General features: G+C 67.4%; 14 protein-coding genes and 1 tRNA gene. 7 read left to right on the top strand and 8 right to left on the bottom strand.

The features are described 5' to 3' along the window. Positions 1-57: 57 nt before the first annotated feature. Positions 58-567 carry a YceD family protein gene (locus tag AC5P5S_RS00645; protein ID WP_049397145.1) on the bottom strand — a complete coding sequence of 170 codons (510 nt, stop codon included), beginning with the start codon at positions 565-567 and terminating at the stop codon, positions 58-60. Positions 568-680: 113 nt separating this feature from the next. On the opposite strand from AC5P5S_RS00645, the gene AC5P5S_RS00640 reads away from it, so the two are divergent. Beyond that, entirely contained in the window at positions 681-1,250 is a 570-nt protein-coding gene (locus tag AC5P5S_RS00640; protein WP_062606581.1) for a Maf family protein, read from the top strand. A gap of 247 nt (positions 1,251-1,497) precedes the next feature. Here AC5P5S_RS00640 and AC5P5S_RS00635 read toward each other — a convergent pair whose 3' ends face one another. Beyond that, the gene (locus AC5P5S_RS00635; protein ID WP_495276282.1) at positions 1,498-3,339 is read right to left on the bottom strand and encodes a glycosyltransferase family 39 protein; all 1,842 of its coding nucleotides are present in this window, start codon (positions 3,337-3,339) and stop codon (positions 1,498-1,500) included. A 42-nt stretch (positions 3,340-3,381) separates the two neighbouring features. On the opposite strand from AC5P5S_RS00635, the gene AC5P5S_RS00630 reads away from it, so the two are divergent. Genes AC5P5S_RS00630 through AC5P5S_RS00615 form a run of 4 tightly spaced genes read left to right on the top strand, consistent with a single transcriptional unit; the run spans position 3,382 to position 7,748 of the window. Next, complete coding sequence (locus AC5P5S_RS00630) at positions 3,382-4,335, top strand: AAA family ATPase (RefSeq protein ID WP_005408304.1); 954 nt, start codon at positions 3,382-3,384, stop codon at positions 4,333-4,335. 2 nt (positions 4,336-4,337) lie between these two features. Further along, positions 4,338-5,282, top strand: a complete 945-nt coding sequence (locus AC5P5S_RS00625) for a DUF58 domain-containing protein (protein WP_043033683.1) — start codon at positions 4,338-4,340, stop codon at positions 5,280-5,282. Beyond that, positions 5,275-7,224 carry a transglutaminase TgpA family protein gene (locus AC5P5S_RS00620; RefSeq protein ID WP_062607624.1) on the top strand — a complete coding sequence of 650 codons (1,950 nt, stop codon included), beginning with the start codon at positions 5,275-5,277 and terminating at the stop codon, positions 7,222-7,224. Before AC5P5S_RS00625 ends, AC5P5S_RS00620 begins: the two co-directional genes overlap by 8 nt. Continuing rightward, positions 7,221-7,748 carry a Slp family lipoprotein gene (locus tag AC5P5S_RS00615; protein WP_005408301.1) on the top strand — a complete coding sequence of 176 codons (528 nt, stop codon included), beginning with the start codon at positions 7,221-7,223 and terminating at the stop codon, positions 7,746-7,748. The genes AC5P5S_RS00620 and AC5P5S_RS00615 overlap by 4 nt, the downstream gene beginning before the upstream one ends. A 77-nt stretch (positions 7,749-7,825) precedes the next feature. Here AC5P5S_RS00615 and AC5P5S_RS00610 read toward each other — a convergent pair whose 3' ends face one another. The 4 genes from AC5P5S_RS00610 to dnaX form a co-directional block, all read right to left on the bottom strand. After that, a complete protein-coding gene (locus AC5P5S_RS00610; RefSeq protein ID WP_005408300.1) occupies positions 7,826-8,185 on the bottom strand; it encodes a histidine triad nucleotide-binding protein in 360 nt (119 codons plus the stop codon). 67 nt (positions 8,186-8,252) lie between these two features. Then, on the bottom strand, positions 8,253-8,852 hold the full coding sequence (recR, locus tag AC5P5S_RS00605) for a recombination mediator RecR (RefSeq protein ID WP_062607626.1): 600 nt from the start codon (positions 8,850-8,852) through the stop codon (positions 8,253-8,255). 112 nt (positions 8,853-8,964) lie between these two features. Continuing rightward, positions 8,965-9,285, bottom strand: coding sequence for a YbaB/EbfC family nucleoid-associated protein (locus tag AC5P5S_RS00600; RefSeq protein ID WP_005408298.1), 321 nt, complete (start codon positions 9,283-9,285; stop codon positions 8,965-8,967). Positions 9,286-9,291: 6 nt separating this feature from the next. Continuing rightward, the gene (gene dnaX / locus AC5P5S_RS00595; RefSeq protein ID WP_062607775.1) at positions 9,292-11,325 is read right to left on the bottom strand and encodes a DNA polymerase III subunit gamma/tau; all 2,034 of its coding nucleotides are present in this window, start codon (positions 11,323-11,325) and stop codon (positions 9,292-9,294) included. A gap of 163 nt (positions 11,326-11,488) precedes the next feature. Here dnaX and AC5P5S_RS00590 point away from each other — a divergent pair. Next, positions 11,489-11,581: transfer RNA gene (locus tag AC5P5S_RS00590), tRNA-Ser, on the top strand. 334 nt (positions 11,582-11,915) lie between these two features. On the opposite strand, the gene AC5P5S_RS00585 is transcribed toward AC5P5S_RS00590, so the two are convergent. Beyond that, positions 11,916-12,326, bottom strand: a complete 411-nt coding sequence (locus tag AC5P5S_RS00585; protein ID WP_223846475.1) for a DUF3592 domain-containing protein — start codon at positions 12,324-12,326, stop codon at positions 11,916-11,918. Between the two features lie 339 nt (positions 12,327-12,665). On the opposite strand from AC5P5S_RS00585, the gene AC5P5S_RS00580 reads away from it, so the two are divergent. Then, positions 12,666-13,109, top strand: coding sequence for a GNAT family N-acetyltransferase (locus AC5P5S_RS00580; RefSeq protein ID WP_012479278.1), 444 nt, complete (start codon positions 12,666-12,668; stop codon positions 13,107-13,109). 56 nt (positions 13,110-13,165) lie between these two features. On the opposite strand, the gene AC5P5S_RS00575 is transcribed toward AC5P5S_RS00580, so the two are convergent. After that, positions 13,166-24,070 carry an autotransporter-associated beta strand repeat-containing protein gene (locus AC5P5S_RS00575; RefSeq protein ID WP_115875194.1) on the bottom strand — a complete coding sequence of 3,635 codons (10,905 nt, stop codon included), beginning with the start codon at positions 24,068-24,070 and terminating at the stop codon, positions 13,166-13,168. Between the last annotated feature and the right edge of the window lie 324 nt (positions 24,071-24,394).

Here is a 24,394-nt window from a genome sequence, read left to right as displayed (position 1 = left end):
ACGCCAGCGCCCAGCACACTTTCGCTTTCGCCGCAGCCGCCGACGACAATCCGGCTGCTATTGTTTCTTCAATGCCGCCAATGCCGCGAACGGATTGGCCTTCTTTGCTTCTTCTTCGCTCGGCGCCCAGTCCTTGTCGACTGCTTCACCGTCGGGCGACAGCGGAACCACCGGCACCGCCAGCACCAACTCGTCTTCGACCAGGTCCAGCGGACGCAGCTGGCCGTCTTCCGGCACCAGCAACGCCTCGTACTCCTCCGGCAGGGACGATTCCTCGTCCTCGTCGCGGATCAGGCCAAGCCTCTGGGTCACCTTCACCGGCAACAGGAATCGCTGCATGCTGCGCTGACAGGTCAGCGGCAACGCGGTGTCGATGGTCAGTTCCACATAGGATACCCGCAGGACTTCGTCGCGACCGAATTCAAGCGAGTAGGAACACTCGCCGTCGGTATCTGCGACCAGCCCCTGCAGGCGGGTCAATTCAGCCAGGGAAACCTGGCCGTCGAAGCGCCTTCGCGCTACGACCATCCGCCAAGCATCCAGCGATTCGGGCACGTTCGCGGACATAAGCCGCTGAATACTAAGGATCGGGGGGGCTGCTGTCAAATGCCCGCCATACAGCACTTGCTGCTGGCGCTGCGCACAGGCCAGACTGCCGCACCCTGCCCCGGTATTCTCGCATGTCACTGGTCCTGGCCTCCACCTCCCGCTACCGCCGCGAGTTGCTGCAGCGGCTGGGCCTGCCCTTCGACTGCGCGCGCCCGGAGGTGGATGAAACCCCGTTGAACGGTGAGACGCCGCTGGCCCTGGCAACGCGCCTGGCCACGGCCAAGGCAACCGAAGTCGGCGCCCGCCACCCCGGCGCCTGGGTGATCGGCTCGGACCAGGTGGCGGACCTGAACGGGCAGCCGCTGGGCAAACCGGGCACGGCCGAGGCGGCCTGCGCGCAGCTGGCGGCGATGTCCGGGCAGACAGTACGCTTCCATACCGCCATCAGTCTCACGCTAGACGGAGAATCATTCAGTGCCGTGGATCTGACCGAGGTCCGTTTCCGCGCGCTGGGCCAGGAGGAGATCGCACGCTACGTGGCCACCGAACAGCCGCTGGACTGTGCCGGCAGCTTCAAGTGCGAGGGTCTGGGCATCAGCCTGTTCGAAGCGATCGACAACCGCGACCCGACCGCGCTGATCGGCCTGCCGCTGATCGCGCTGTGCGGGTTGCTGCGCCAGGCAGGGTTCGCGGTGCCCTGAAGGCGGCACACTGACTGCCGGCACCGATCGCGGAAACAGGCCGGACATGGGCCGGGTAGGACCTGAGCCGGGTAGCGTCGACTGTCAGTCGACCATCACGCGCAGCGCGGGGTTCTGCCGGCGGCTGGAAGAGCAGTCGACTAACAGTCGACTCTACCAACGTGGAGCCCCCGACCAACGTGGAGCCCCCGACCAACCTGGAGCACGCAACCAACCTGGCGCGCGACCACCTGGACCGCGCTCCGCCTCAGCGCCCGCGAACCTCGAACGGCTGCTCCTGCCATTCCTCCACGCTGCCATCGCGACCGTGCAGGCGCAGGCCCAGCCAATGTCGTCCCGGCGCCAGCGTGCTCGTGTCCAATGAAGCATCGAAGCCCACCGCAGGATGCTGCGGATCGGTGCTGTCCGGCCAGGTCTGGCGCACGTCGAATGCGCGGCCATAGCGCGCATCCCCCATCGAGCGGCCATCGACCAGCACCTCAACCCGTGCCAGGCCGACACCATCCTTGAACGCCCATCCCTTGATCGCCAGCTTGCCAGACACCTTTTCGCCGTTGGAAGGCGTATCCAGCCAAGCCATTGCCGGAGTCACGCACGCCCCCGCCGCGCGCTGCGCCGGCAGCCGGAACAGCAGGAAACGCTGGAAACCATGGTCACTGCTGACCACCCGCGGCGCCGGCAGCGGCCCCACCTGTCCGCAGATGGCGTGATAGCGCGCCAGCAGATCGCGATAACGCTGGTCGCTGGGTGAAAGCACCAGCAGCATCGGCGTCGAGCGCTTGCCCTCATGCAGCAGTTCCCACTGCGCCAGCTGCGCGGTGCGCCCATGCTTGTCGTTGAGCGGATGCGGCAGCACTTCGATATCGCCATTGCCGAGCTGGAAGCCCAGCTCGGCCCCCACCTTGAAGTTCCCCGCCAGCACCCGCGTGCCCGCCGGCATCTGCTGCAACTCTTCGCGCACCGCCATCGCCAACGGCTGCCAGCCAGCGAAATTGCGCGGGTAGTACTTGCTGCCTGCCAGCTGCTCGCGCAACGCAGGCGTGGAGGCCATCAGGTAATAGCCGAACGCCAGCACCATGCCTGCGCCCGCCAGCCACCAGCCGGTGCGCCGCAGCCAGCGTGGCCAGCCGTTGAGCACCACCGGCACCGCCACCAGCAGGGCCAGGTAGCCCGGCAGCGGCCAATGGAAACTGATCCGCTCGACGTCGGTGAAGAAGCCCAGCAGGAAGATGCCCAGCGTGGATACGCCCCCGACCAGGCCGAAGTAGCGCCACTGCACGCGCGTGCCGCCGCCCCTGCGGGTACCGGCCAGCGCCACCTTCCACATCGCCATGCACAGGATCGGGGTGACCAGCATGGGCTGGATCACCAGGAACCACAGCCCGTTCCATTCGAACGTCCAGGGATGGCGCTCGACCACCTGGAACTTCAGGCCGGCGTCGTGGTTGTCCGCGTTCCATGCCAGCAACGGCAGCCACGCCAGCACGCCCACCGCCAGCGCGACCCATACGCGCGGATCGGCCAGCATGCGCCGCCCCTGCGGCAGCGCCAGCAACGCGATGAAGCCAACGCCGATGACACCGATGAAACGGTAGTGACTGAGCGCACCGATCGACAGGCCCAGCGCAAGCTTCATCGCCGACGATGCATCAACGTTGTGCAGCAGCCGCGCACCGGCGTGCAGGCAGATCACCGCGGCCAGTGCCATGGGCACATCCGGCACCGCCAGCAGGCCCAGCGTCGCCGACAACGGCATCAACAGCGTGAGGCTGCCCGCTTGCCAACCGGCCACATTGCCGAACCAGCGCGTGGCCGTGCGCACCACCAGCAACGGCAGCAGCGCGCCGATGGCCAGGAACGGCAGGCGCAACGCGAGCACATGGTGGCCACCGATCTCCACACCCAGGCGCGCCAACCATGCGGTCAGTCCGGGAAGGTCCGAATACGCAGCGGCCAGATGCTGGCCTTCCTGCCAATAGAACGCCTCGTCAACAAACAGTGGCAGCCGCGCAGCCACTACCAGCTTGGCCGCTGTGACCAGCGTCCATAACCAGAGAAATATTGTCCGCGCGCGCTGTTCGCCCTGCATTGCTCTATGGATAATCGAATGGATTCCAGACCTGAGACGATCATGCCAGCCTCGTCCCCCAATCCCAGCATGCTAACCGATCAACTGCGCCAGGCCCTGCGGGAGGCACAGGATCAGGTAAACGCACTGGTGCTGGGCAAGGTGCCGGAAGTCAGGCTGGCTTTCGTCGCCCTGCTTTCCGGTGGCCATCTGCTGATAGAGGATCTGCCCGGCCTGGGCAAGACCACGCTGGCGCATGCGTTGGCCAGCAGCCTGGGCCTCAGTTTCCAGCGCGTGCAGTTCACTTCCGACCTGCTGCCCGCCGATGTACTGGGCGTTTCGGTATATGAGGCTGGCAGCCGCCAGTTCCAGTTCCACCCGGGGCCGGTGTTCACCCACGTGCTGCTGGCCGATGAGATCAACCGTGCGCCGCCGCGCACGCAGAGCGCGCTGCTGGAGGCGATGGCCGAACAGCAGGTCACCCTGGATGGGCAGACCCATCCCCTGCCCGATCCGTTCTTCGTGATCGCCACGCAGAACCCGGTGGACCTGTCCGGTACCTTCCCGCTGCCGGATTCGCAGCTGGATCGTTTCCTGCTGCGCCTGGCGATGGGCTACCCCAGTGCGCAGGCCGAACGCGAACTGCTGCGTGGTACAGACCGCCGCGACCTGATCGCACGTGCCGTACCGAAGCTGGATGACACCCAGGTACGCGCGCTGCGTGAAGCCGTCAGCCAGGTCCATGCCAGCGATGCACTGGTCGACTACGTGCAGGCCCTGCTGACCCGCAGCCGCCAGCACGCCGGCGTGCGCGTGGGCCTGTCACCGCGTGCCGGCCTTGCGCTGCTGCGCGCGGCCAGGGCGCATGCACTTCTGCTGGGCCGCGGCCACGTGGTGCCCGAGGACGTGCAGACCCTGTTCGTGGCGGTGGCCGGTCATCGCCTCGTGGCCGAAGCCGAGTCCAGCTCGGGGCCGGCACTGGCACGGGCCATCCTGCAGACCGTTGCGGTGGATTGAGGGTGGCCACGCGCTGGGCACGACTGCAGCTGCTGGCTCGCCCGCGCAGGCCTGAAGCACTGCCGCAGCGCTTGGACCGCCATCGCATCTACGTGCTGCCCACCCGTTTCGGCCTGTTCGTCGCCGCGCTGCTGGCGGCGATGCTGCTGGGCGCACTGAACTACAACAACAACCCGGCGTTGCTGCTGGCCCTGCTGCTGGCGGCAGCGGCGATCGCCAGCGCCATCGCCGCGCACCTGCAGCTGTCCGGCGTACAGATCGACGCGATCTCCGCCGAGCCGGTTCCTGCCGGACAACCACTGCGCCTGCGCGTGGACCTGTCACTGCGTGATCCGCGCGCACGCCACGGCCTGCACCTGCAGCTTGGGGACAGCGAGGCCTGGACCTCGCTGCCTGCACACGGCCGCGGTGAAGTGGAGCTGCACGTTCCCAGCGAACGCCGCGGCTGGCTGGAGCTCCCGCGCATCCGCCTCTCCACCACCCAGCCACTGGGCCTGGTGCGGGCATGGTCGTGGGTGTGGCCGGAACAACCGCTGCTGGTCTATCCGCAACCCGAGGCGCTGGCCCCTGCACTGCCGGAAAGCGGCAACGATCCGCTGCACACGCGCGCCCATGCCAGTGGCGAGGAACTGCATCAGCTACGGCCCTATCGTGCGGGCGATGCGCCACGCAGCATTTCGTGGAAGCACTCGGCACGCCGCGACAGCCTGCTGGTGCGCGAGTACGAAAAACCGGTTGGCATCGAAGTCATCCTCGATTGGCGCACGCTGTCCCCGCTGGGCCATGAAGCACGCATCGCGCGTTTGGCGCGATGGGTCGACATGGCCGAGCGCGAAGGCCGCCGCTACACCCTGCTGCTGCCTGCACACCCGCCGTTCGGGCCAGGCCAGGGCGCCAGCCACCACCACCTGTGCCTGCGTGCACTGGCATTGATGCCGCATGACTGAGACCACGCCCGCGCTCGACCGCAATGCCCGCAACTGGACCCTGGCCAGCGCGGCGTTGGCGCTGTTGCCGTTGCTGCTGCAGTTGCCGCCCCTGCTGGCGGGCGTGATCGCGGCCGCAGCGCTCGTGACTGCGGCTCTGTCGTGGCGGAAGGTGCTGCCCATGCCGGTGCGCCTGCTGCTGGTGCTGGCCATGCTCGGTGCCATCGCCTGGCAGATGGGGATGGTCCGACCTGGGCGCGATACCGGTTGCGCCCTGCTGGCAGCGATGCTGGCGATCAAGTCCAGCGAGCTGCGCAGCCGGCGCGATGCCCGCAGCCTGCTCGGCTTCGCGCTGTTTTCCCCGTTTGCGGCGTTCCTGCTCGACCAAGGACCACTGACCACGGTGTTGGCCGCACTGGCGGGGATCAGCGCGCTGCTCGCCCTGCAACGGCTGGCCGGGGATGAAGGCCACGCCGCGCAGCTGCCCTTGCGAGGGCAGCTGCGCGGCGTTGGCCGCCTGCTGGCGATCGGCCTGCCGCTGGCATTGGCCTGCTTCTGGCTGTTCCCGCGCCTGGCCACGCCACTGTGGGGTGTTCCCGAGCGCGCCGTGGGTACGCCGGGGTTGTCCGACAGCATGGAGCCCGGCCAGTGGCTGGACCTGATGGCCGACGACAGCCCGGCGCTGCGCGTGCAGTTCTTCGGCGCGGTACCCGAGCCGATGCAACGCTACTGGCGAGGACCGGTACTGACCGCCTTCGATGGCCGGCGCTGGACACGTGACCGCGCCAGCGAGCGACGGCAGGCGGCCGTGGTCGAGGCCGGCACGCAGGGTTGGGACTACCAGATCGACTACGAACCCACCGACCGGCGCCAGCTGGTGGCACTGGACCTGCCCAGCCGCGCGCCTGCAGGCAGCACGCTGGATGCGGACATGAGCCTGAGCAGCGAGCGGTCACTGGCGTCGCTGAGCCGCTGGCGGTTGCATTCGGCGCCACCACAACGCTTCGACAGCACGCTGTCACCCTATCTGCGACGGGCCGCGCTGCAGTTGCCCAGTGGCTTCAACCCGCGCACCGCCACGTTGGCGCAGCAATGGCGGCAGCAGGCTGGCAGCGATGACGAGGCCATCGTGCGCCGCGCGCTGCAGTGGATCACCACCGACTTCTCGTACACGCTGGACACCCCTGCGGCAGGGCGCGACCCGATCGACGAGTTCCTGTTCGGCTACAAGGCCGGCTTCTGTGAACACTTCAGCTCGGCCTTCGTGGTGTTGATGCGCAATGCCGGCGTCCCGGCACGGGTGGTGACCGGCTTTGCCGGTGGCACCTACAACCGCCTTGGCGACTACTGGATCGTGCGGCGGATGGACGCCCATGCCTGGGCCGAGGTATGGCTGCCGCAGCGCGGCTGGGTACGGGTTGACCCGACCGCAGCCGTGGCACCGGAACGCATCCTGGACACACTGGACGACCGCCTGCAGGCCGGTACGGACACGCCACTGCAGCAACGCTGGCAGCAGCTGGGGCAGATGGGCGACTGGCTGCGCCGCGGCTGGAACGACCTGGTGCTCTCGTTCGATGCACGCCGCCAGCAGCAACTGCTCACGCCGTTCGGGCTGGATGATCTGGGCCCCACGCAACTTGTCGCTGGCTTCGTGGTGGCAACGATGCTGGCCTTGGCGTGGATGGCCTGGCTGCTGGCCCGTGGCGAGCGCGAACGCGACCCGCTGCTGCGCGCCTGGCACCGGCTCGGACGGCGCTACGCCCGCCTCGGCCTGGCCCGTGAACCGCACGAAACCGCACAGGACTGGGCCCAGCGGGTGCACCGGCAGCGCCCTGACCCGGCCCTGCTCGCACTCAGCCAGCGTTTCGCCGACGCGCGCTACGCTGGAACTTGCACCGACCTCGCTTCATTATTGCGGGACCTGCGCAGGCATCGCCCGACTTCCGGAGCCTCCCCATGAACACCAAGTTCCTTCTCACCGCTGTGGCCACGCTGGCCCTGTCGGCCTGCGCCACGGCCCCCAAGCCGCTGCAGGGACAGTTCAGCCTGGTCTCCCCGCGCGACTCGGTCGCTACCCAGCAGGTCGGCACGCCGGTCCGTTGGGGCGGTCGCATCATCGAAACCAAGCCCGGCCAGGGCGAGACCTGCTTCCAGATCATCTCGCGCCCGCTCAATGGCAGTGGCCGCCCGAACACCACCTCGTCCGACGCCAGCGACGGTCGTTTCATCGCCTGCCGTGCCGGCTTCTACGACCCGGCCGTGTTCGAAGCCGGTCGTGACGTGACCTTCATCGGCAAGATCGACGGCTACCAGAACACCCGCATCGGCGAGTACGACTACCGCCTGCCCAAGCTGTCGGCCGATGTGATCTACCTGTGGCCGGAACAGCGCCAGGTCGACGTGGTGCCCTACCCCTATGGTCCGTGGGGCCCGGGCCCGTATGGCCCGTACTGGGGCGGCTATGGTCGCTGGGGCTGGTGGTGATCGTCACCGCACAGGCATGACGGAAAAGGCCGCCCTCGGGCGGCCTTTTTCATCCGCGCATGGCGTGGACAGGGGCTTCAACGCCCAGGCGCACCGAAATGCCCCAGCGGCGCACCGGCCAGCAGGTGCATGTGGATATGGAACACGGTCTGCCCGGCATGCTCGCGGCAGTTCATCACGATGCGATAGCCGTCCTGTGCGAAGCCCTCGCGGCGCGCGTACTCGGCGGCAGCCAGCGCCAGCTTGCCGATCAGGTGCGCCTGCGACGGCTGCAGGTCATCCAGGGTCGGAATGATCTCGTTCTTCGGAATGAACAGCACGTGCACCGGCGCCTGCGGTGCGATGTCCTTGAAGCCCAGCACCTCGTCATCCTCGTAGACGATGGTGGCCGGGATCTCGCGACGGATGATCTTGCTGAAGAGGGTTTCGTTGCTCATGGTCGGCCTCGGCGGGGATGTCATCCGCATTGTAGGCCGGCCGCGCCGGGGGATGCCCGGCCGGCATTCAATCGCGGAATTCGCTGCGCGTTCCGAACGCGTGCGAGAGCGTGCCGCGATCGACGTATTCAAGTTCACCGCCAAGTGGCAGGCCCTGCGCCAAACGGCTCGGCTGCACCTTGCGTGCGCGCGCCAGCTGCGCCAGGTAATGCGCGGTGGCCTCGCCCTCGACAGTGGCGCTGGTGGCGATGATCAGCTCCTGCACCTCGCCTTCGGCCAACCGTCGCTCCAATTGCTCCAGGCCCAGCTCGCGCGGGCCGATGCCATCGAGCGGCGACAGCCGCCCCTGCAGCACGAAGTAGACACCGCGGAAGCCGGTGGCGTTCTCGATGGCCAGGCGGTCGGCCGGCGATTCGACCACGCACAGCTGGCTGCGCTCGCGGCTGCCGTTGGCACAGGTCGGGCACAGCTCGGTTTCGCTGAAATCGCGGCACTGCACGCAGTGGCCGATTCGCTCCACCGCCAATGCCAGTGTCTCGGCCAGACGCTGGCCACCTTCGCGCTCGCGCTCGAGCAGGTGATAGGCCATGCGCTGTGCAGTCTTCTGGCCGACGCCAGGCAGCACCCGCAATGCGTCGATCAATTGTTCAAGCAGGAGTGCGGACACGGCGGCATGCTTTCATGGCGTCGAGCACGCTCGACAGCTGTCTGTAGAGTCGAGCCATGCTCGACCGAGGGTTGGAGCGGGCACCTGCAGCGGCAGGCGCCCCCCTGGGAAATCAGAACGGCAGCTTCATGCCCGGCGGCAGCTGCATGCCGGCGGTGGCCGACCCCATCTTCGACTTCGACTCGGCATCGATCTTGTTCGACGCATCATTGAAGGCGGCGGCGATCAGGTCTTCCAGCATCTCCGGGTCGCTGGTCAGCGACGGGTCGATGCGCACCTTGCGGCATTCCTTGGCACCGGTCAGGGTCACGCTGACCATGCCGCCGCCGGCGCTGCCGGTCACTTCGATCTTGGCGATTTCTTCCTGGGCCTTCTGCAGGTTTTCCTGCATCTTCTGGGCCTGCTGCATCAGTTGGGCGATGTTTCCGCGCATGGTGTCTTACTCGTCAAAAGAACGGATGGAATCGGAAACAACCCGGGCACCGTGCTGTTGGATCAGCACCTGCACTTCCGGGTCGTCCATGAAAACGGCCTCTGCCACCTGCTGCCGCTCACTACGCTGGCGGTCGGCACGCTGGTGCAGAGTCTCGGCCGGAACGTGTTCGGTTTCCACGGTCTCGACCACGATCTTCGGCGCCTGGCCGAGGGCCTTCTCCAGCATCTCGCCCAGGGCGGCCAGCGCGCGCTCCGAGCGCAGGTATTCAAATCCGGGCGAAAGGCCCAGTTTCAAGGTCCCGTGCTGGCAACTGATGAAGGCAGCGTTGGCGGCCAGCTGCCGCGACGGGCCGCTCAGGCCACTGTTGGCGACCAGATCCAGCCAGTCCTCGGCGCTGGCCAGGTCGCTCACACCTTCCAGCGGCGCATTCTCCTGCACTGGCGCCGGCTCGACCGGCGCGATGGCAATGCCTTCAGTGCGGAACGGGCGCGCGGGCGGTGCAGGCTCGCTGGGAGCCGCGACGGGAGCCGGCGGCTCATGCCAGGGCGCCACCATGGCAGCTTCCGGCCCAGCCATCTCGGCCGCCAGCGCCTCGTCACGTGCCTCGGCTTCGTCGGTGGCCCACGGCGGCAGGTCGTCGCCCACTTCTGTTTCAACGGACGGCGGCGCCGCTGCTTCGGCCTTCACCGGCGGCGGTGACACCGGCTCTTCCACCGGAACCGGCTCGGGCTCCGGCGTCGGGTCCGGTTCGGGTTGCGGGGCCGGCTCAGGTTCGGGTTCAGGTTCGCGCGGCGCGGCCTGCACCGGAGCGGCCACCTGCGCCACCACGGCCGGGCTTGCCGAAGCAGCGGCAGTCGCCGGCGTCGCTTCGTGGGTACCCGCACCGGTGCCACCACCGGCAGCATTGCCACCCGGCGCATTGCCTGCCCCCTCCACCGACTTCGGCACCGGCGGGACCGCCGCGGCCGGGCGGAACGCCAGCATGCGCAGCACGGCCATCTCGAAGCCCGCGCGCGGGCTCGGCGCCATCGGCAGGTCACGACGGCCGTTCAAGGCCATCTGGTACCAGAGCTGCACCACTTCCGGGCGCAGGCGCTCGGCGAATGCGGCGGCATCCAGGCCTTCGGCAACGGCCGCACCCGGTACCAGCTGCTGCACCTGGATGCGGTGCAGGCCTTCGGCCAGCGCTTCCAGCACGCCACTCCAGTCCGGCGAGAATTCGGCCAGCGCGGCCACCACCTGCAGCAGGCGCGGGCCATCGCCGTCAGCCAGCGCATCGAGCATCGCCGCCACCTGGGTGCGGTCGACCGTGCCCAGCATGGTGCGCACCACGTCCTCGCGCAGTGCGCCGCCCGCATAGGCAATCGCCTGGTCCAGCAGCGACAAGCCGTCACGCAGGCTGCCATCGGCAGCCTTGGCCAGCTGCACGATGGCACTGCCGTCGGCCTCGATCTCTTCGGCCGCCAGGATGCGGGTCATCTGGCCCTGGATCTGGTCCTCGTCCAGGCGCTTGAGGTTGAACTGCAGGCAGCGGCTGAGCACGGTGACCGGCAGCTTCTGCGGATCGGTGGTGGCCAGCAGGAACTTCACGTGCTCCGGCGGCTCTTCCAGCGTCTTCAGCAGCGCATTGAACGCCGCCTTGGACAGCATGTGCACTTCGTCGATCAGGTAGACCTTGTACTTGCCACGCGAAGGCATGTACTGCGCGTTCTCGATCACCTCGCGCACGTCGTCCACGCCGGTGTTGGACGCGGCGTCGATTTCCAGCAGGTCGATGTAGCGGCCGGCGTCGATATCCAGACAGGCTGCACACTGGCCGCAGGGATCGGCACTGGTGCCCTGTTCGCAGTTCAGCGACTTGGCGAAGATGCGCGCGATGGTGGTCTTGCCCACGCCGCGGGTGCCGGTGAACAGGAACGCATGGTGGACCCGGCCGCTGTCCAGCGCGTTGCTGAGCGCACGGACCACGTGTTCCTGGCCCACCAGCTCGGCAAAACGCTTCGGACGCCACTTGCGGGCAAGGACGAGATAGGACATCAGGCCACCGTTTTCCATCGGATGTTCCATTGTGCCATGCCTGTCCAGCCCCCCTCGCCTCCGGCACATCTTTCGCGGGTTCCTGGCCGGGGTGCTTGTGAAGTGCCGCGCAGCCCGCTAGAATCTGCGCCCCTGCTGAGGCGTTTGCCGATGGCAGGGATCCGGAGAGGTGTCCGAGTGGTTGAAGGAGCACGCCTGGAAAGTGTGTAAGCGTCTAAACCGCGCTTCGGGGGTTCGAATCCCCCTCTCTCCGCCAGACAAACGCAAAAGGGCCGCCCACAGGGTGGCCCTTTTGCGTTTGTCTGGCGGATGGGATGGGTGGTGAGACGCCCCGCCGGGGTTCGACGGTTCTGCAGGAGCAGAACCGGACAGCCGCAGGCTGGTCCCGGGGCGCAACGCGCATCGGGATCGGGTGCAGGGATGCACCCGACAATCCCCCTCTCTTCGCCAGATAATGAAGAAGCCGCCCACTGGGCGGCTTTTTTATTTGGATGGCGGGAAGCGCGGTAGGTACTACCGAACTGAACAGGCCCTGCCGCCAGGGGCAGGTCCAACGGTCCGCCCGCCGACAGCGCGCGATCCGCTGCGAGTCACCTGCGCCGGAGCAGTCCCCGCACGCAGACGCCGACGAACGCCAGCCCCAGCAGCATCCACACGACCGTCATTCCCCACAGCGCACCGAACGTATCCAGGACCGGCTCCAGGCGCGGTTGCGCCGGATCGTACAGCACGCGTACCGGCTGTCCAGGCTCATAGCCGAAGATCATGCCGCCCTGCGGGTAAGAGACGCGTTGGCCGGTCGCGGTGGTGAACGCAATCTGCGGATGCGATCCGCCCGCGTTCAGGCGCTCGACCTGGCCATCGACGGCCTGCGCGATCTGCAGGAACTCAAGGCGATGCGTCACTTCGAAGGCGGCCACGGCAAGGATCAACAGCCCCACCGCGCCAAACAGCAGACCGCGCATGACCTGGGCAGTCCGGGAAAGAGAAGGGTCGGGCATCGCTGGGCAGCTCCGTTGCAGGCAGGAAGACGAATGGGGCCGGCGGATCCTGCCGCGCGGTCAGTCCCACGTGTCGAAAGCATAGCCCAAGAGCCGCCGCGCCCCGCTGCATGCCATCGCGGCCGCATGCGCCTCGCCACTGACGCACCCGCCTGGTGCAGGCGCCTGTGTTCCGCACAGTCATTCGAGGTGGGCGAAATCATCCGTGAGAAGATCGACTCCGCTCCATGTACCTTGGAGCACTTCGGCGGCTCCTGCGGCCTAGTCGCGCGATACCCCCTTGAGAAGGACAACGTCTGGACGGTTGAAATGCGCCCGGGCAACGCCAAGGCATTTTCCATGAACCTCCGCCTCTACCGCCCCGCCGATGCCAGCGCCTGCCTGTCGATTTTCGACAGCAACGTGCCCACCTACTTCGCGCCCGAAGAGCGCAGCGACTTTGGGCGCTTCCTGCAAGAACAGGCCATGGACTGTGCATTCCAGGTCATCGAGCGAGATGGCAGCATCGTGGCGTGCGGCGGCCTGTCGCGACGCGGCGACGGCAGTGCCGGTTTCTGCTGGGGCATGGTACAGCGCGCGCTGCACCGGCATGGACTGGGCCGGGAACTGGCGCTGGCACGCCTGCGCCAGGCCGAAGCGGATCCCTCGATCAAGCGCATCACGCTCAGTACCAGCCAGCACACCCAGGGCTTCTATGCTGGCCTGGGCTTCCAGGTGACGCGGATCGTTTCCAATGGCCACGGCGCCGGGATCGATGCCGTGGAGATGGAGCGGAGGGTCTAGCCCTCCGCACCGCCCTGGATCCACGCAGGCGTGGATCCAACGTCGCCCCACTCTCCTCAGAAGCCCACACGCAGGTTGATCTGCCCGCCCACGTCGCGGCGGCCATCGCCGTGCTGGCCCTGCACGAACATCGACAGCTGGCTGTTGCGGCCGAGGCCCACCGCCACGCCCACCTGACTGACCAGCGCATTGCGTGCCATCACCGCGCTGTAGACGTCGAAGGCATTGCCGCCCACCGCGAAGCGGTTGCGGCTGGCCACATCGGTATCACCCGATGCATGCTGCCAGCCCAGGCCAACCGTCAGCTGCGCCGGGAAGCGCTCGCCGCTGCCCACATCCCAACGGCCGCGCACGCCCACGGTGCTGACATTGAGCGTGTCCTTGCCGCCTTCCAGCACCAGCGCAGCCGTGCCGCCCTGCTCCACCGCACGATCACTGTCGACCCAGTGCCTGGTGAACTGCACATACGGCTGCAGTTGGGTCCTGCCATGGGTCCAGGTCCAGCTGCCCTCCACCTGCGCGATGGTCACATCCGAGTCCTGGCGGCTGTACAGGGTCTGGCCCAGCAGCGGCACCTCACGCGTGGTACGCGTGCGGTAGTCACCGCGCGATACGCTGCCACCGACCGCAAAGCCGTTGTTCCACTGGCCCTGCGCATACAGGCCGAACGTGTTGCCGCGCAGGCGGGCCCGCGAGCTGCGATCGTACAGGCGCGTATCCAGCCGCTCGTTGCCTGCGGCCGCACCCAGCACCACGTGTTCGCCCAGCTGCCAGTCCACACCCGCCATCAGTGCATTGCGGTTGGAGCGGATGTCATCGCCGTTGCCGTCACCGTCCTGGCGGAACACCTTGCCGCTGCCGGCCAGCCAGGCCGAGGCACGCTCGCCACGCACGGTCGGCAGTTCGCTGCCGAGACGCTGGCGGATGCCCTCTTCCAGGTAGTTGTCGTACAGCAGCACCGCACGGCTGGCCGCATGCACCTCGCCGGACAACTGGTCGAACGCCGCACGCGCGGTACCCGCGTCATACATCAGCAGCGTGTTGTACAGGCCCAGTGCCGGACCACTCTGCGGCAGGCTGTCCAGCGCTGCAGCGGTGTTGTACTGGTTGCGCGTCTTCGCCGCCGTGGTGAATGCCGCGGTCTGCGCCACGTCGATCTGCAGGTTGGCCGTGTTGGCGGTATAGACCGGGGTGATGGTCAGGAAGGCCGACGGCGAGGTCGCCGAAGCGAACTGCCCACTCACGCCACCGCCCGCATTGACCACCGTGTACTGCTGGCCCTGCTGGTAGCTGGTACTCGGCGAAATCGTGTTCACCTGCACGGTACTGCCACCCACGTTGGCGCTGCCGCCCACCTGCACCGTGTCGCTGCCGCTGGCACCCAGATCGACGCCCAGCGTGCTGCCCGGCGACAACGTCAGGTTGCCGCCCACCGTGATCGTGCCGGTGCCATTGCCTGCACCACTGCCGTTGCCCGGGCCATTGCCCGGCGACAGCACGCCGCCGCTGGACACCGTCACGCCGCCACCCGTGCCACCGATGGTCCCGGTACCGGACAGCGTGGTACCGCTGCCGATGGTCCACTGGCCACCGATGTTGCCGGTGACATTCAGGCCACCACCGGTGACCTGGCCGGTGCCGCTGAAGCCGCCGCTGTTGCCGCCCAGGTTCAGGCCGCCCGGGCCTGCCTGCACGATGCTGCCACCACCGCTGATGGTGCCGCCCAGCGTGGTGGTGCCGCCGGTGTTGATGACCAGGCCACCGTTGTTGGTGATATTGCCGGTGATCGAGCCGCTGGCGCCGCCATTGCCGACCTGCACGGTGCCGCCGGCATTGATGGTGGTGCCGCCGGTGTAGGTGTTGTTGCCGGTCAGGGTGACCGTTCCGGTGCCGGCCTGGGTCAGGCCACCACTGCCGCTGATGGTGCCTCCGACGGTGGTGTTGCCGCCCACGTTGAACACCAGGCTGCCGTTGTTGCTGACGTTGCCGGCGATCGCACCGCTGGCGCCGCCATTGCCGACCTGCAACGTGCCGCCGGTGTTGATGGTGGTACCACCGGTATAGGTGTTGTTGCCGCCCAGGATCAACGTGCCGCTGCCGGCCTGGGTCAGGCCACCGCTGCCGCTGATGGCGCCACCGACCGTGGTATTGCCGGCCACGTTGAACACCAGGTTGCCGTTGTTGGTGACGTTGCCACCGATCGCGCCGGTCGCACCGCCGTTGCCGACCTGCAGCGTGCCGCCTGCATTGATCGTGGTCGGCCCGGTGTAGGTGTTGTTGCCGGTCACGGTCAGAGTGCCGCTGCCGGCCTGGGTCAGGCCGCCGCTGCCACTGATGGTGCCACCCAGCGTGGTGTTGCCGGCCACGTTGGACAGCAGCGTGCCGTTGTTGGTGACATCGCCAATGATCGAGCCGGTCGCGCCGCCATTGCCCAGCTGCAGCGTGCCGCCAGCGTTGATGGTGGTACCCCCGGTGTAGGTGTTGGTGCCGGTCAGCACCAGCGACCCACTGCCCGCCTGGGTCAGGCCACCCGTACCGCTGATGGTGCCGCCCAGCTGCGTGTTGCCGGCCACGTTGGAGATCAACGCGCCATTGTTGGTGATGTCTCCAGCGATGGCGCCGGTTGCCCCGCCGTTGCCGACCTGCAGCGTACCGCCGGTATTGATCGTGGTGCCACCGGTATAGGTGTTGTTGCCGACCAGGGTCAGCACGCCGCTGCCGGCCTGGGTCAGGCCACCGCTGCCGCTGATCGCGCCACCGACCGTGGTGTTGCCGCCCACGTTGAATACCAGGCTGCCGTTGTTGGCAACGTTGCCGGTGATCGCACCGGTCGCACCGCCATTGCCCACCTGCAGGGTGCCACCGGCATTGATGGTGGTGCCGCCGGTATAGGTGTTGTTGCCGGTCAGCACCAGCGTGCCGCTGCCGGCCTGGGTCAAGCCGCCACTGCCGCTGATGGTGCCACCGAGCGTGGTGTTGCCGGCCACGTTGGACACCAGCGCGCCGTTGTTGGTGATGTCGCCGACGATCGCACCGGTCGCACCACCGTTGCCGATCTGCAGCGTGCCGCCGGCATTGATGGTGGTCCCTCCTGTGTAGGTGTTGTTGCCGGTCAGCACCAGCGTGCCGCTGCCGGCCTGGGCCAGACCGCCATTGCCACTGACCACCGCACCCACGGTTGCCGTGGTGCCGAGGTTGTAGACCAGGCTGCCATTGTTGGTGATGTCGCCCAGCACCGAACCGGTGCTGCCACCGTTGCCGATCTGCAGGGTGCTGCCACCGTTGATGGTGGTACCGCCGGTATAGGTGTTGTCGCCGCTCAGGGTCAGCGTACCGGTACCTCCCTGCACCAGGCCGCCGGTGCCACTGAGGACGCCAGCGAACACGGTGCTGGCGTTGTTGCCGCCGGTAGTCAGCGTTGCGCCTCCCAGCGCCACCGTGCTGCCGGCCACACCGGCCAGGCCGCCGATGCTCTGGTTGCCACCGGCGCTGATATCCAGTGTGCCAGCACCGGCCAGGTTGACCGTGCTGGCACCGGACAGGCTGCCGCCGGCTGCTACCGCCAGCGTGCCGCTGTTGATGGTGGTGGTGCCGGTATAGCTGCTGGCACCGCCCAGGGTGACCGTCGCCGCGCCATCCTTCAGCAGGCCACCGGCACCGCTGATCGGGCCATTCAAGGTCAGCGCGTTGCTGCCGGCCAGAGTCAGCGTGCCGCTGGCCAGCTGCACGGTGTTGGCCAGAGTCAGCGCACTGGTGCCATCCAGGCTGGCGTTGCCGCCTACGGTCAGCGCGCCGATGCCCAGCGAACCGCCGTTGCCCAGCAGCAGGCCACCGGCATTGAGGGTCACGCCGCCCGTGAAGACGTTGACGCCAGTCAAGCCCTGGATGCCTGCGCCGTTCTTTACCAGGCCACCGGCCCCTCCGATGGTGCCGGCGAAGGTGGTATTGCCCACGCCATTGAGGGTCAGCGTGCTGCCGCCCAGCGCCACTGTCGAACCCGCCACGCCTGCCAGCGAACCGATCGCCTGCGCACCACCCGCGCTGATGTCGAAGGTGGTACCGGCGTTGGCCAGGGTGACCGCACCGGTCGCTGCAAGGCTGCCGCCGGCACCGATCGCCAGCGTGCCGGCGTTGATGGTGGTGCCACCGGTGAAGGTGTTGGTGCCGGTCAACGTCTGGGTGCCCGAACCTTCCTTGATCAGGCCACCGGAGCCGGCCACCGAGCCACTGAAGGTGCCATTGGCAGGGCCTCCGATCGTCAGCGTGTTGGCGCCCAGATTCACTGTACCGCTGCCGATCAGGGTACCGAACTGCTGCGTGCCGCTGCCTGCTGACAGATCGAAGGTCGCCCCCGTGGCCAGGTTGACGGTGCCTGAGGAGGCCAGGCTGGCGCCAGCACCCAGTGCCAGGGTGCCGGCGTTGATGAAAGTACCGCCGGTATAGGTGTTGGCACCATTCAAGGTCAGCGTCGCGGCACCCTCCTTGGTCAGTGAGCCGGTACCACTGAGGATGCCGTTGAGGGTGAGGTTGTTGCTGCCGAGGACGGTCAACGCGTTGTTGAGGGTGAAGTTGTTGGCGAGGGTGACCGCCGTGTTCGAATCGAGCGTCGCAGCGCCTCCGACCGTCACCGCACCGGTACCCAACGCAGCATTGTTGCCGACCACCAGGCCACCGGCGTTGAGCGCTACGCCGCCGCTGAAGGTGCTGGCGCCGTTGAGCGTCTGCACGCCTGCGCCGTTCTTGACCAGGCCGCCGTTGCCACTGATCGCACCGCTGAAGGTGCTGTCCACGGTGCCGCCCAGGGTCAGCGTGCTGCCGCCCAGCGCCACCGTACTGCCGGCGACGCCGGCCAGCGAACCGATGGCCTGGTTGCCCGCCGAAATGTCGAACGTGCCGGCACCGGCCAGGTTCACTGCGCCGGTCGCGGCGAGGCTGCCACCAGCACCGATCGCCAGCGTGCCGCTGTTGATGGTGGTGCCACCGGTGTAGGTGTTGGCGCCGCTCAGGGTCACCGTGGCCGCACCGTCCTTGATCAGCCCGCCCGTGCCGGAGATCACGCCGCCCAGGGTCAGCGCCTGGCTGCCGAGCAGATCGAGGTTGGCACCCGATGCGAGGTTGATGCTGTTGGCCAGGCTGGCGCCGGTCGATGCATCCAGCGTCGCATTGCTTCCCACCGTCAGCGCACCGCTGCCGAGCGCAGCGTTGTTGCCGACCACCAATGCGCCGCCATTGAGCGCGACGCCACCGCTGAACAGGTTGGCACCGCCCAGCGTGAGGCTGCCGGCGCCGTTCTTGACCAGGCCGCCGGTGCCGGAGATCGCGCCATCGAAGATGCTGTTGCCAACGCCGCCCAGGGTCAGCGTCTGCGCCCCCAGGCTCACCGTCGAACCCGCCACGCCGTTCAACGCCCCGATGGTCTGGTTGGCGCCGGCAGTGGAGATATCGAAGCCTGTGCCCGCCGCATTGAGCGTCACCGCACCGGTCGCGGCCAGACTGCCGCCGGGGCCGATCGCCAGGGTACCGGCGTTGATGAAAGTGCCGCCGGTGTAGGTGTTGGCACCGGTCAGCGTCTCGATGCCGGCACCGACCTTGGTCAGGCCACCGGTGCCTGCGATCGAGCCACTGAAGGTGCCATCGGTGGCGCCGCCCACTTCGATCGAGTTGGCACCGAGGTTCACCGTACCGTTGCCGACCAGCGTGCCGAACTGCTGCGTGCCACTGCCGGCCGACAGGTCCAGCGTGGCGCCGGTGGCAAGATTGACGGTACCGCTCGCGGCCAGGCTGGCACCGGCCCCCAGCGCCAGCGTGCCGGCGTTGATGTTGGTGCCACCGGTGTAGGTGTTGGCGCCATTCAACGTCAGCGTCGCGCTGCCATTCTTGGTCAGGCTGCCGGCCCCGGAAAGGACGCCGTTGAGCGTCAGTGCATTGGTCCCGATTACGGTCAGCCCGGCATTGAGCGCAATGTTGTTGGCCAGCGTTGCCAGGCCGGTGGTATCCAGCGTGGCAGCACCACCGACGGTCAATGCGCCCGTGCCCAGCGCCGCATCATTGCCGAGCACCAGTCCGCCTGCATTGAGCGTCACGCCGCCACCGAAGGTATTGGCGCCGGACAAGGTCTGTACGCCCGCGCCCACCTTGACCAGGCCACCACCGCCGCTGATCACGCCATCGAACGCGGCGTTGCCGGCGGTACCGAAGGTCAACGAATTGCCGCCCAGCGTCAGCGTGCTGCCGCCCGCGCCGTTGAGCGCGCCGATGGTCTGGTTGCCGCCGGCACCGGAGATATCGAAGCCTGCGCCTGCGCCCAACGTGACATCACCGACTGCGGCGAGACTGCCACCCGTGCCCAACGCCAGCGTGCCGGCGTTGATGGTGGTACCGCCGGTGTAGGTGTTGGCACCGGACAGCGTCAACGTGGTGCCGCCATTCTTGATCAGGCTGCCATTGCCGCCTACCACGCCCGACAGCGTCAGCGCATTGCTGCCGGGCAGCGTGAGTGCGACGCCCGAGCCCAGCGTGACCGCATTGCCGAGCGTCACTGCAGTGCCTGCATCCAGCGTGGTGCTGGCATTGACCGCCAGCGCACCGGTACCGAGCGCACCATTCGCGCCGACCACCAGGCCACCACCGTTCAAGGTCAGGCCGCCACCGAAGGTGTTGGTGTTGTTGAGGGTCAGCAGGCCCGCACCATTCTTGACCAGGCTGCCGTTGCCGCTCAGCACGCCTCCGAATGCAACGTCACTGGTTCCGCCCAGGGTGAGCTGGGTGCCGGCACCGAAGGTCACCGCGTTGGCCAGATTCAATGCCACCGTGCTGTCCAGCGTGGTGGTGCCGCCAATACCCAGCGCACCGGTGCCGAGCGCGCTGGCATTGCCGAGGATCAGGCCACCCGCGTTGAGTGCAACACCGCCACTGAAGGTGTTGGCACCGGACAGCGTCTGCACGCCGGTACCCGTCTTGACCAGGCCGCCAGTGCCACCGATCACGCCGGCAAAGCTGCCGTTGCCGGCGCCGCCAAAGGTCAGCGACTGCGCGCCCAGCGCCAGCTGGCTGCCTGCGACGCCGTTGAGTGCGCCAATGGTCTGCGCGGCACCGGCTGCGGAGATGTCCAGCGTCGCACCGGCACCGGCAAGATCCACCGCACCGGCCGCGGCAAGGTTGCCACCGGCCCCCAGCGCCAGCGTACCGGCGTTGACGGTGGTGCCACCCCCGAACGTGTTGGCGCCAGACAGCGTGAGGCGCGCCGCGCCATCCTTGATCAGCCCGCCGGCGCCGAACACCGGACCGGTCAGCGTCAGGTCATTGCTGCCCAGCACGGTGAGGTTGGCGCCGGCGGCGAGGCCGAGGGTGTTGCCCACCGAAAGCGCCGCAGTGGCATCCAGCGAAGCGTTGCCGCCCACGTCCAGCTGGCCGGTACCCAGCGCCTGTGCGTTGCCAAGCTGCAGTACGCCCGCGTTGAGCCCGACGCCCCCGCTGAACGTATTGGCGCCGTTCAACGCCAGCGTCGCCGTACCGTTCTTGACCAGGCTGCCAGTACCACTGATGAGACCGCCCAGCGACACGTTCTGGCTGCCCAGCAGATCCAGCGCCGCGCCTGCCCCAAGGTTGAGGTCGTTGGCGAGGTTCAGCGCTACTGAACTGTCCAGCGTGGCATTGGCGCCCACCGACAGTGCACCGGTGCCCAGTGCGCCGGCGTTCCCCAGGAACACGCCGCCGCCGTTGACGGTCAGCCCACCACCGAAGCTGTTGGCGCCGTTGAGGGTCAACGTGGTGGCACCATTCTTGACCAGCCTGCCGGCACCGGACACCACGCCACCCAGCGTGATCGCCTGCGAGCCCGGCAGCGACAGCGCGGCACCCGCGCCCAGGGACACATTGTTGGCCAGGTTCAGCGGGGCGCCGCCATCGAGCGAGACGCTGCCGCCAATGCCCAATACTCCCGTACCGAGTGCGCCACTGTTGCCCAGCAGCAGACTGCCGGCGTTTGCGCTCAGTCCACCGCTGAAGGTGTTGGTACCGTTCAAGGTCAGTGTCGACGCGCCATTCTTGACCAGGCTGCCGGTGCCGGTGACGTTGCCGGCCAGGGCCAGGTTCTGGCTGCCCGGCAGGGTCAACGCCGCGCCGAGGTTGATCGCATTGCCCAGGTTCAGTGCAGCAGTGGCGTCCAGCGAACCGTTGCCACTGACGGTCAGCGCACCGCTTCCCAGCGCACCGGCGTTGCCCAGCACCAGGCCACCGGCGGCAAGATTCACCCCACCGCTGAAGGTGCTGGCGCTGGTCAGCGTCTGCACGCCGGTGCCCTGCTTGATCAGGCCACCGGTGCCGCCGATCACGCCGGCGAAGGTCTGGTTGGTGGCATCACCGAAGGTCAGCGTGCTGCTGCCCAGCGACAGGGTGCTGCCAGCCACGCCGGACAACGCACCGATGGTCTGGTTGCCACCCAGCGAGATATCCAGTGCGCTGCCAGCGCCGGCCAGGCTGACCGCGCCGGTCGCCGCCAGGCTGCCACCACTGGCCAATGACACCGTTCCGGCATTCACCGCCAGCCCACCGGTGAACGTGTTCGCGCCGCCCAGCGTCAGCGTGGAGGCGCCGTTCTTGACCAGGCTGCCGCTCCCGCCGATGACACCGCCCAGCGTCAGCGCATTCGAGCCCAGCACATCGAGCGAACCACCGGCGCCAAGCGTGATGCCATTGCCCACGGTGAGGCCGGCGCTGGCGTCGAGCGATACCGCACCGCCGACGTTCAGCGCCCCGGTTCCCAGTGCACCGCCGTTGCCCAGCACCAGGCTGCCGGCATTGAGCGCCAGACCGCCGCCGAACGTATTGGCGCCGTTGAGCGTCAGGGTTGCCGCGCCATTCTTGATCAGGCCACCAGCGCCACCGATCACGCCGTTGAATGTGAGCGCCTGGTTGCCCAGCAGATTCAGGCTGGCCCCGGCACCGAGGTTGACGGCATTGGTCAACGCCAACCCGGTCGTGCCATCCAGCGTGGCATTGCCGCCGACGGACAGCGTGCCGCTGCCCAACGCGGCCGCATTGCCCAGCAACAAGCCGCCGGCGTTGAGCGCAACACCGCCGCTGAGGTTGTTGACGCCGGACAGGGTCTGCACGCCGGTACCGAGCTTGATCAGGCCACCGGTGCCTGCGGCGAACGTGCCGCTGTAGCTGGTATTGCCCAGCCCACCCAGGGTCAGCGTGTGGCTGCCGAGATTGACCGAACCGCCGAGACCGGCCAGCGAGCCGATGGTCTGGTTGGTCGCCGCTGAAAGATCGAGGCTGGTACCAACGCCCAGCGTGATCGCACCGGTGGGCGACAGGCTGCCACCCGCGCCCAGCGCCAATGCGCCGCCGGCCAGATTGAAGGCGCCGGTCAGCGAATTGGCGCCATTCAAGGTCAGCGTGCCCGCGCCGTTCTTGGTCACGTTGCCGGCACCGGAAATCGAGCCACTCAATGACAACGCATTGCTGCCCAGCAGGTTCAGCGAGCCCCCGCCATTGATCACCAGATTGTTGCCCAGGGTGAAGCCCGACGTCGTATCCAGTGAAGCGCTGCCACCCACGGTCAGGTTGCCGCTGCCCAGCGCGCCCGCATTGCCCAGCAGCAGGCCGCCGGCATTGAGGTTGACGCCGCCGGAGAACAGGTTTGCGCCGCCGAGCGTGACGATGCCGGTGTTGTTGACCGTCAGCCCGCCAGTACCGGACAGCACGCCACCCAGGCTGAACGCATTGGTCCCGCCGAGGGAAAGGTTGCCGCCAAGGTTGAAGGCGTTGGTCAGGTTCAGACCGGCCGTGGAGGCGGCAATGGCACCGCCGTTGGCGGTGAACAGCCCTGTGCCGAAGGAACCGGCATTATTGAAATTGACCAGGCCATCGTTGAGCGTGGTCGTGCCCGCACCCGCCCACGCACCCTGCAGGTTCCAGGTACCGCTGTTGACGGTGAGCCTCTGGAAGTTGATGTACTGGTTCCAGCCCAGCGTGGTTACCGCTCCGCCGGTACCGCTGCCCGGGCCGGTGGCGCTGTTCTGCAGCACCAGGCTGTTGTTGGACGCCGAGCCACCGTCGACGATGCCGGCCGCGGCCAGATTCACCGCAAGCGCGCCGACCTGCCCGGCCACGCCGATACCGGCGGTATTGACGCTGGAACCAGACACGGCGGTGAAGGTGTTGCCGGCGACCGAACTGCCCAGGTTCACACTGCCGTTGATGGTTCCCGCGTTGAGGAAGGTATTGCCGGCCCCCGCCGTGGCCGAACCCTGGAACCCTATGCGGCCGGTAATGGTGCCGGTGTTGTTGAGAGTGGTCTGCGCACCACCGTAGCTTACGATCGATGCCGCATCGGCCGTGGTCAACAGGCCTGCACCAAAGATCGACATGTCCACATTACCGGCATTGACGATGTTGCTGACACCGCCGGAAGCGTTCTGCACCACCAGCGCCTGTCCGCCGAAACCGAGGATGGAGCCGATGTTGACCAGGCCTTTGATCGCCCCGCCTGCCTGATTGTTGACGCTGATGGTGTTTCCACCGACGGTATTGTTGCCCAGCACCATGCCCGACGCTGCCAGGCTCAGGCCACCGTTGATGGTGGGATCGACCGTGCCCTGGTTGTTCACGGTGATGCCGTTACCACTCAAATTCACTGCACTTCCGCCAACGATCGGCGGCACGCTGAGCTCGGCGCCGGTCTGGATATTCAGCGTCACGCCGTTGATGCTGTTGGTCAGCGAATTGGTATTGGAGCCGGTGGCGCAGGTCACCGTCGTACCTGCGGTAGTGCAGGCCGCAAACGCCGATCCACTGGCCAGCGTGGCCGCCAGTGCCACCGCCAGCTGATGCGCCCGCAATCGCGGCACCCGCCCTGCGCTGACCGCGCTTCCGCCGGGATTCCGGGCGACCTCCGAAGCAACCTGCATTACCCCAAGGGCACGATTGAAAACCAGACGGTAAATGCGGTTCATCGGTAAATCTCCATGAAAAGACCGGATGGCACAGCTGGCAGGTTTTTTGGAGACAATGCGGCCCACCCCGGCTCCCGATACGGAAACAAGGTTTGAAGGCATTAACTCCTGAAAATCTTCACATCTTCACGCAGTCGCACCCGGTGACAGGTACGACAGCGTGTCCCTCAAGGCGAAAACTCCCCGGTTTCGCCCGACGAATGGCGGCACTGTGCGACCGTCGGTGCCAGCGGCATGTGAATCACGCTCGTTATTTTCATGACGTACGTCAAATAAAACGGGCGGACAAAATGGTCTTGCCGAAAATGCATATACCTGCCGGAA

The organism is Stenotrophomonas sp. YJH_SMC_54, assembly GCF_059368435.1.
This window is presented reverse-complemented; position numbering and strand designations above follow the sequence as displayed.

Excerpts from the sequence above, each read along its gene's own strand:
- AC5P5S_RS00645 (WP_049397145.1), bottom strand. The coding sequence starts at position 567 with ATGTCCGCGAACGTGCCCGAATCGCTGGATGCTTGGCGGATGGTCGTA.
- AC5P5S_RS00640 (WP_062606581.1), top strand. The coding sequence starts at position 681 with ATGTCACTGGTCCTGGCCTCCACCTCCCGCTACCGCCGCGAGTTGCTG.
- AC5P5S_RS00635 (WP_495276282.1), bottom strand. The coding sequence starts at position 3,339 with ATGCAGGGCGAACAGCGCGCGCGGACAATATTTCTCTGGTTATGGACG.
- AC5P5S_RS00630 (WP_005408304.1), top strand. The coding sequence starts at position 3,382 with ATGCCAGCCTCGTCCCCCAATCCCAGCATGCTAACCGATCAACTGCGC.
- AC5P5S_RS00620 (WP_062607624.1), top strand. The coding sequence starts at position 5,275 with ATGACTGAGACCACGCCCGCGCTCGACCGCAATGCCCGCAACTGGACC.
- AC5P5S_RS00615 (WP_005408301.1), top strand. The coding sequence starts at position 7,221 with ATGAACACCAAGTTCCTTCTCACCGCTGTGGCCACGCTGGCCCTGTCG.
- AC5P5S_RS00610 (WP_005408300.1), bottom strand. The coding sequence starts at position 8,185 with ATGAGCAACGAAACCCTCTTCAGCAAGATCATCCGTCGCGAGATCCCG.
- AC5P5S_RS00600 (WP_005408298.1), bottom strand. The coding sequence starts at position 9,285 with ATGCGCGGAAACATCGCCCAACTGATGCAGCAGGCCCAGAAGATGCAG.
- dnaX (WP_062607775.1), bottom strand. The coding sequence starts at position 11,325 with ATGTCCTATCTCGTCCTTGCCCGCAAGTGGCGTCCGAAGCGTTTTGCC.
- AC5P5S_RS00585 (WP_223846475.1), bottom strand. The coding sequence starts at position 12,326 with ATGCCCGACCCTTCTCTTTCCCGGACTGCCCAGGTCATGCGCGGTCTG.
- AC5P5S_RS00580 (WP_012479278.1), top strand. The coding sequence starts at position 12,666 with ATGAACCTCCGCCTCTACCGCCCCGCCGATGCCAGCGCCTGCCTGTCG.
- AC5P5S_RS00575 (WP_115875194.1), bottom strand. The coding sequence starts at position 24,070 with ATGAACCGCATTTACCGTCTGGTTTTCAATCGTGCCCTTGGGGTAATG.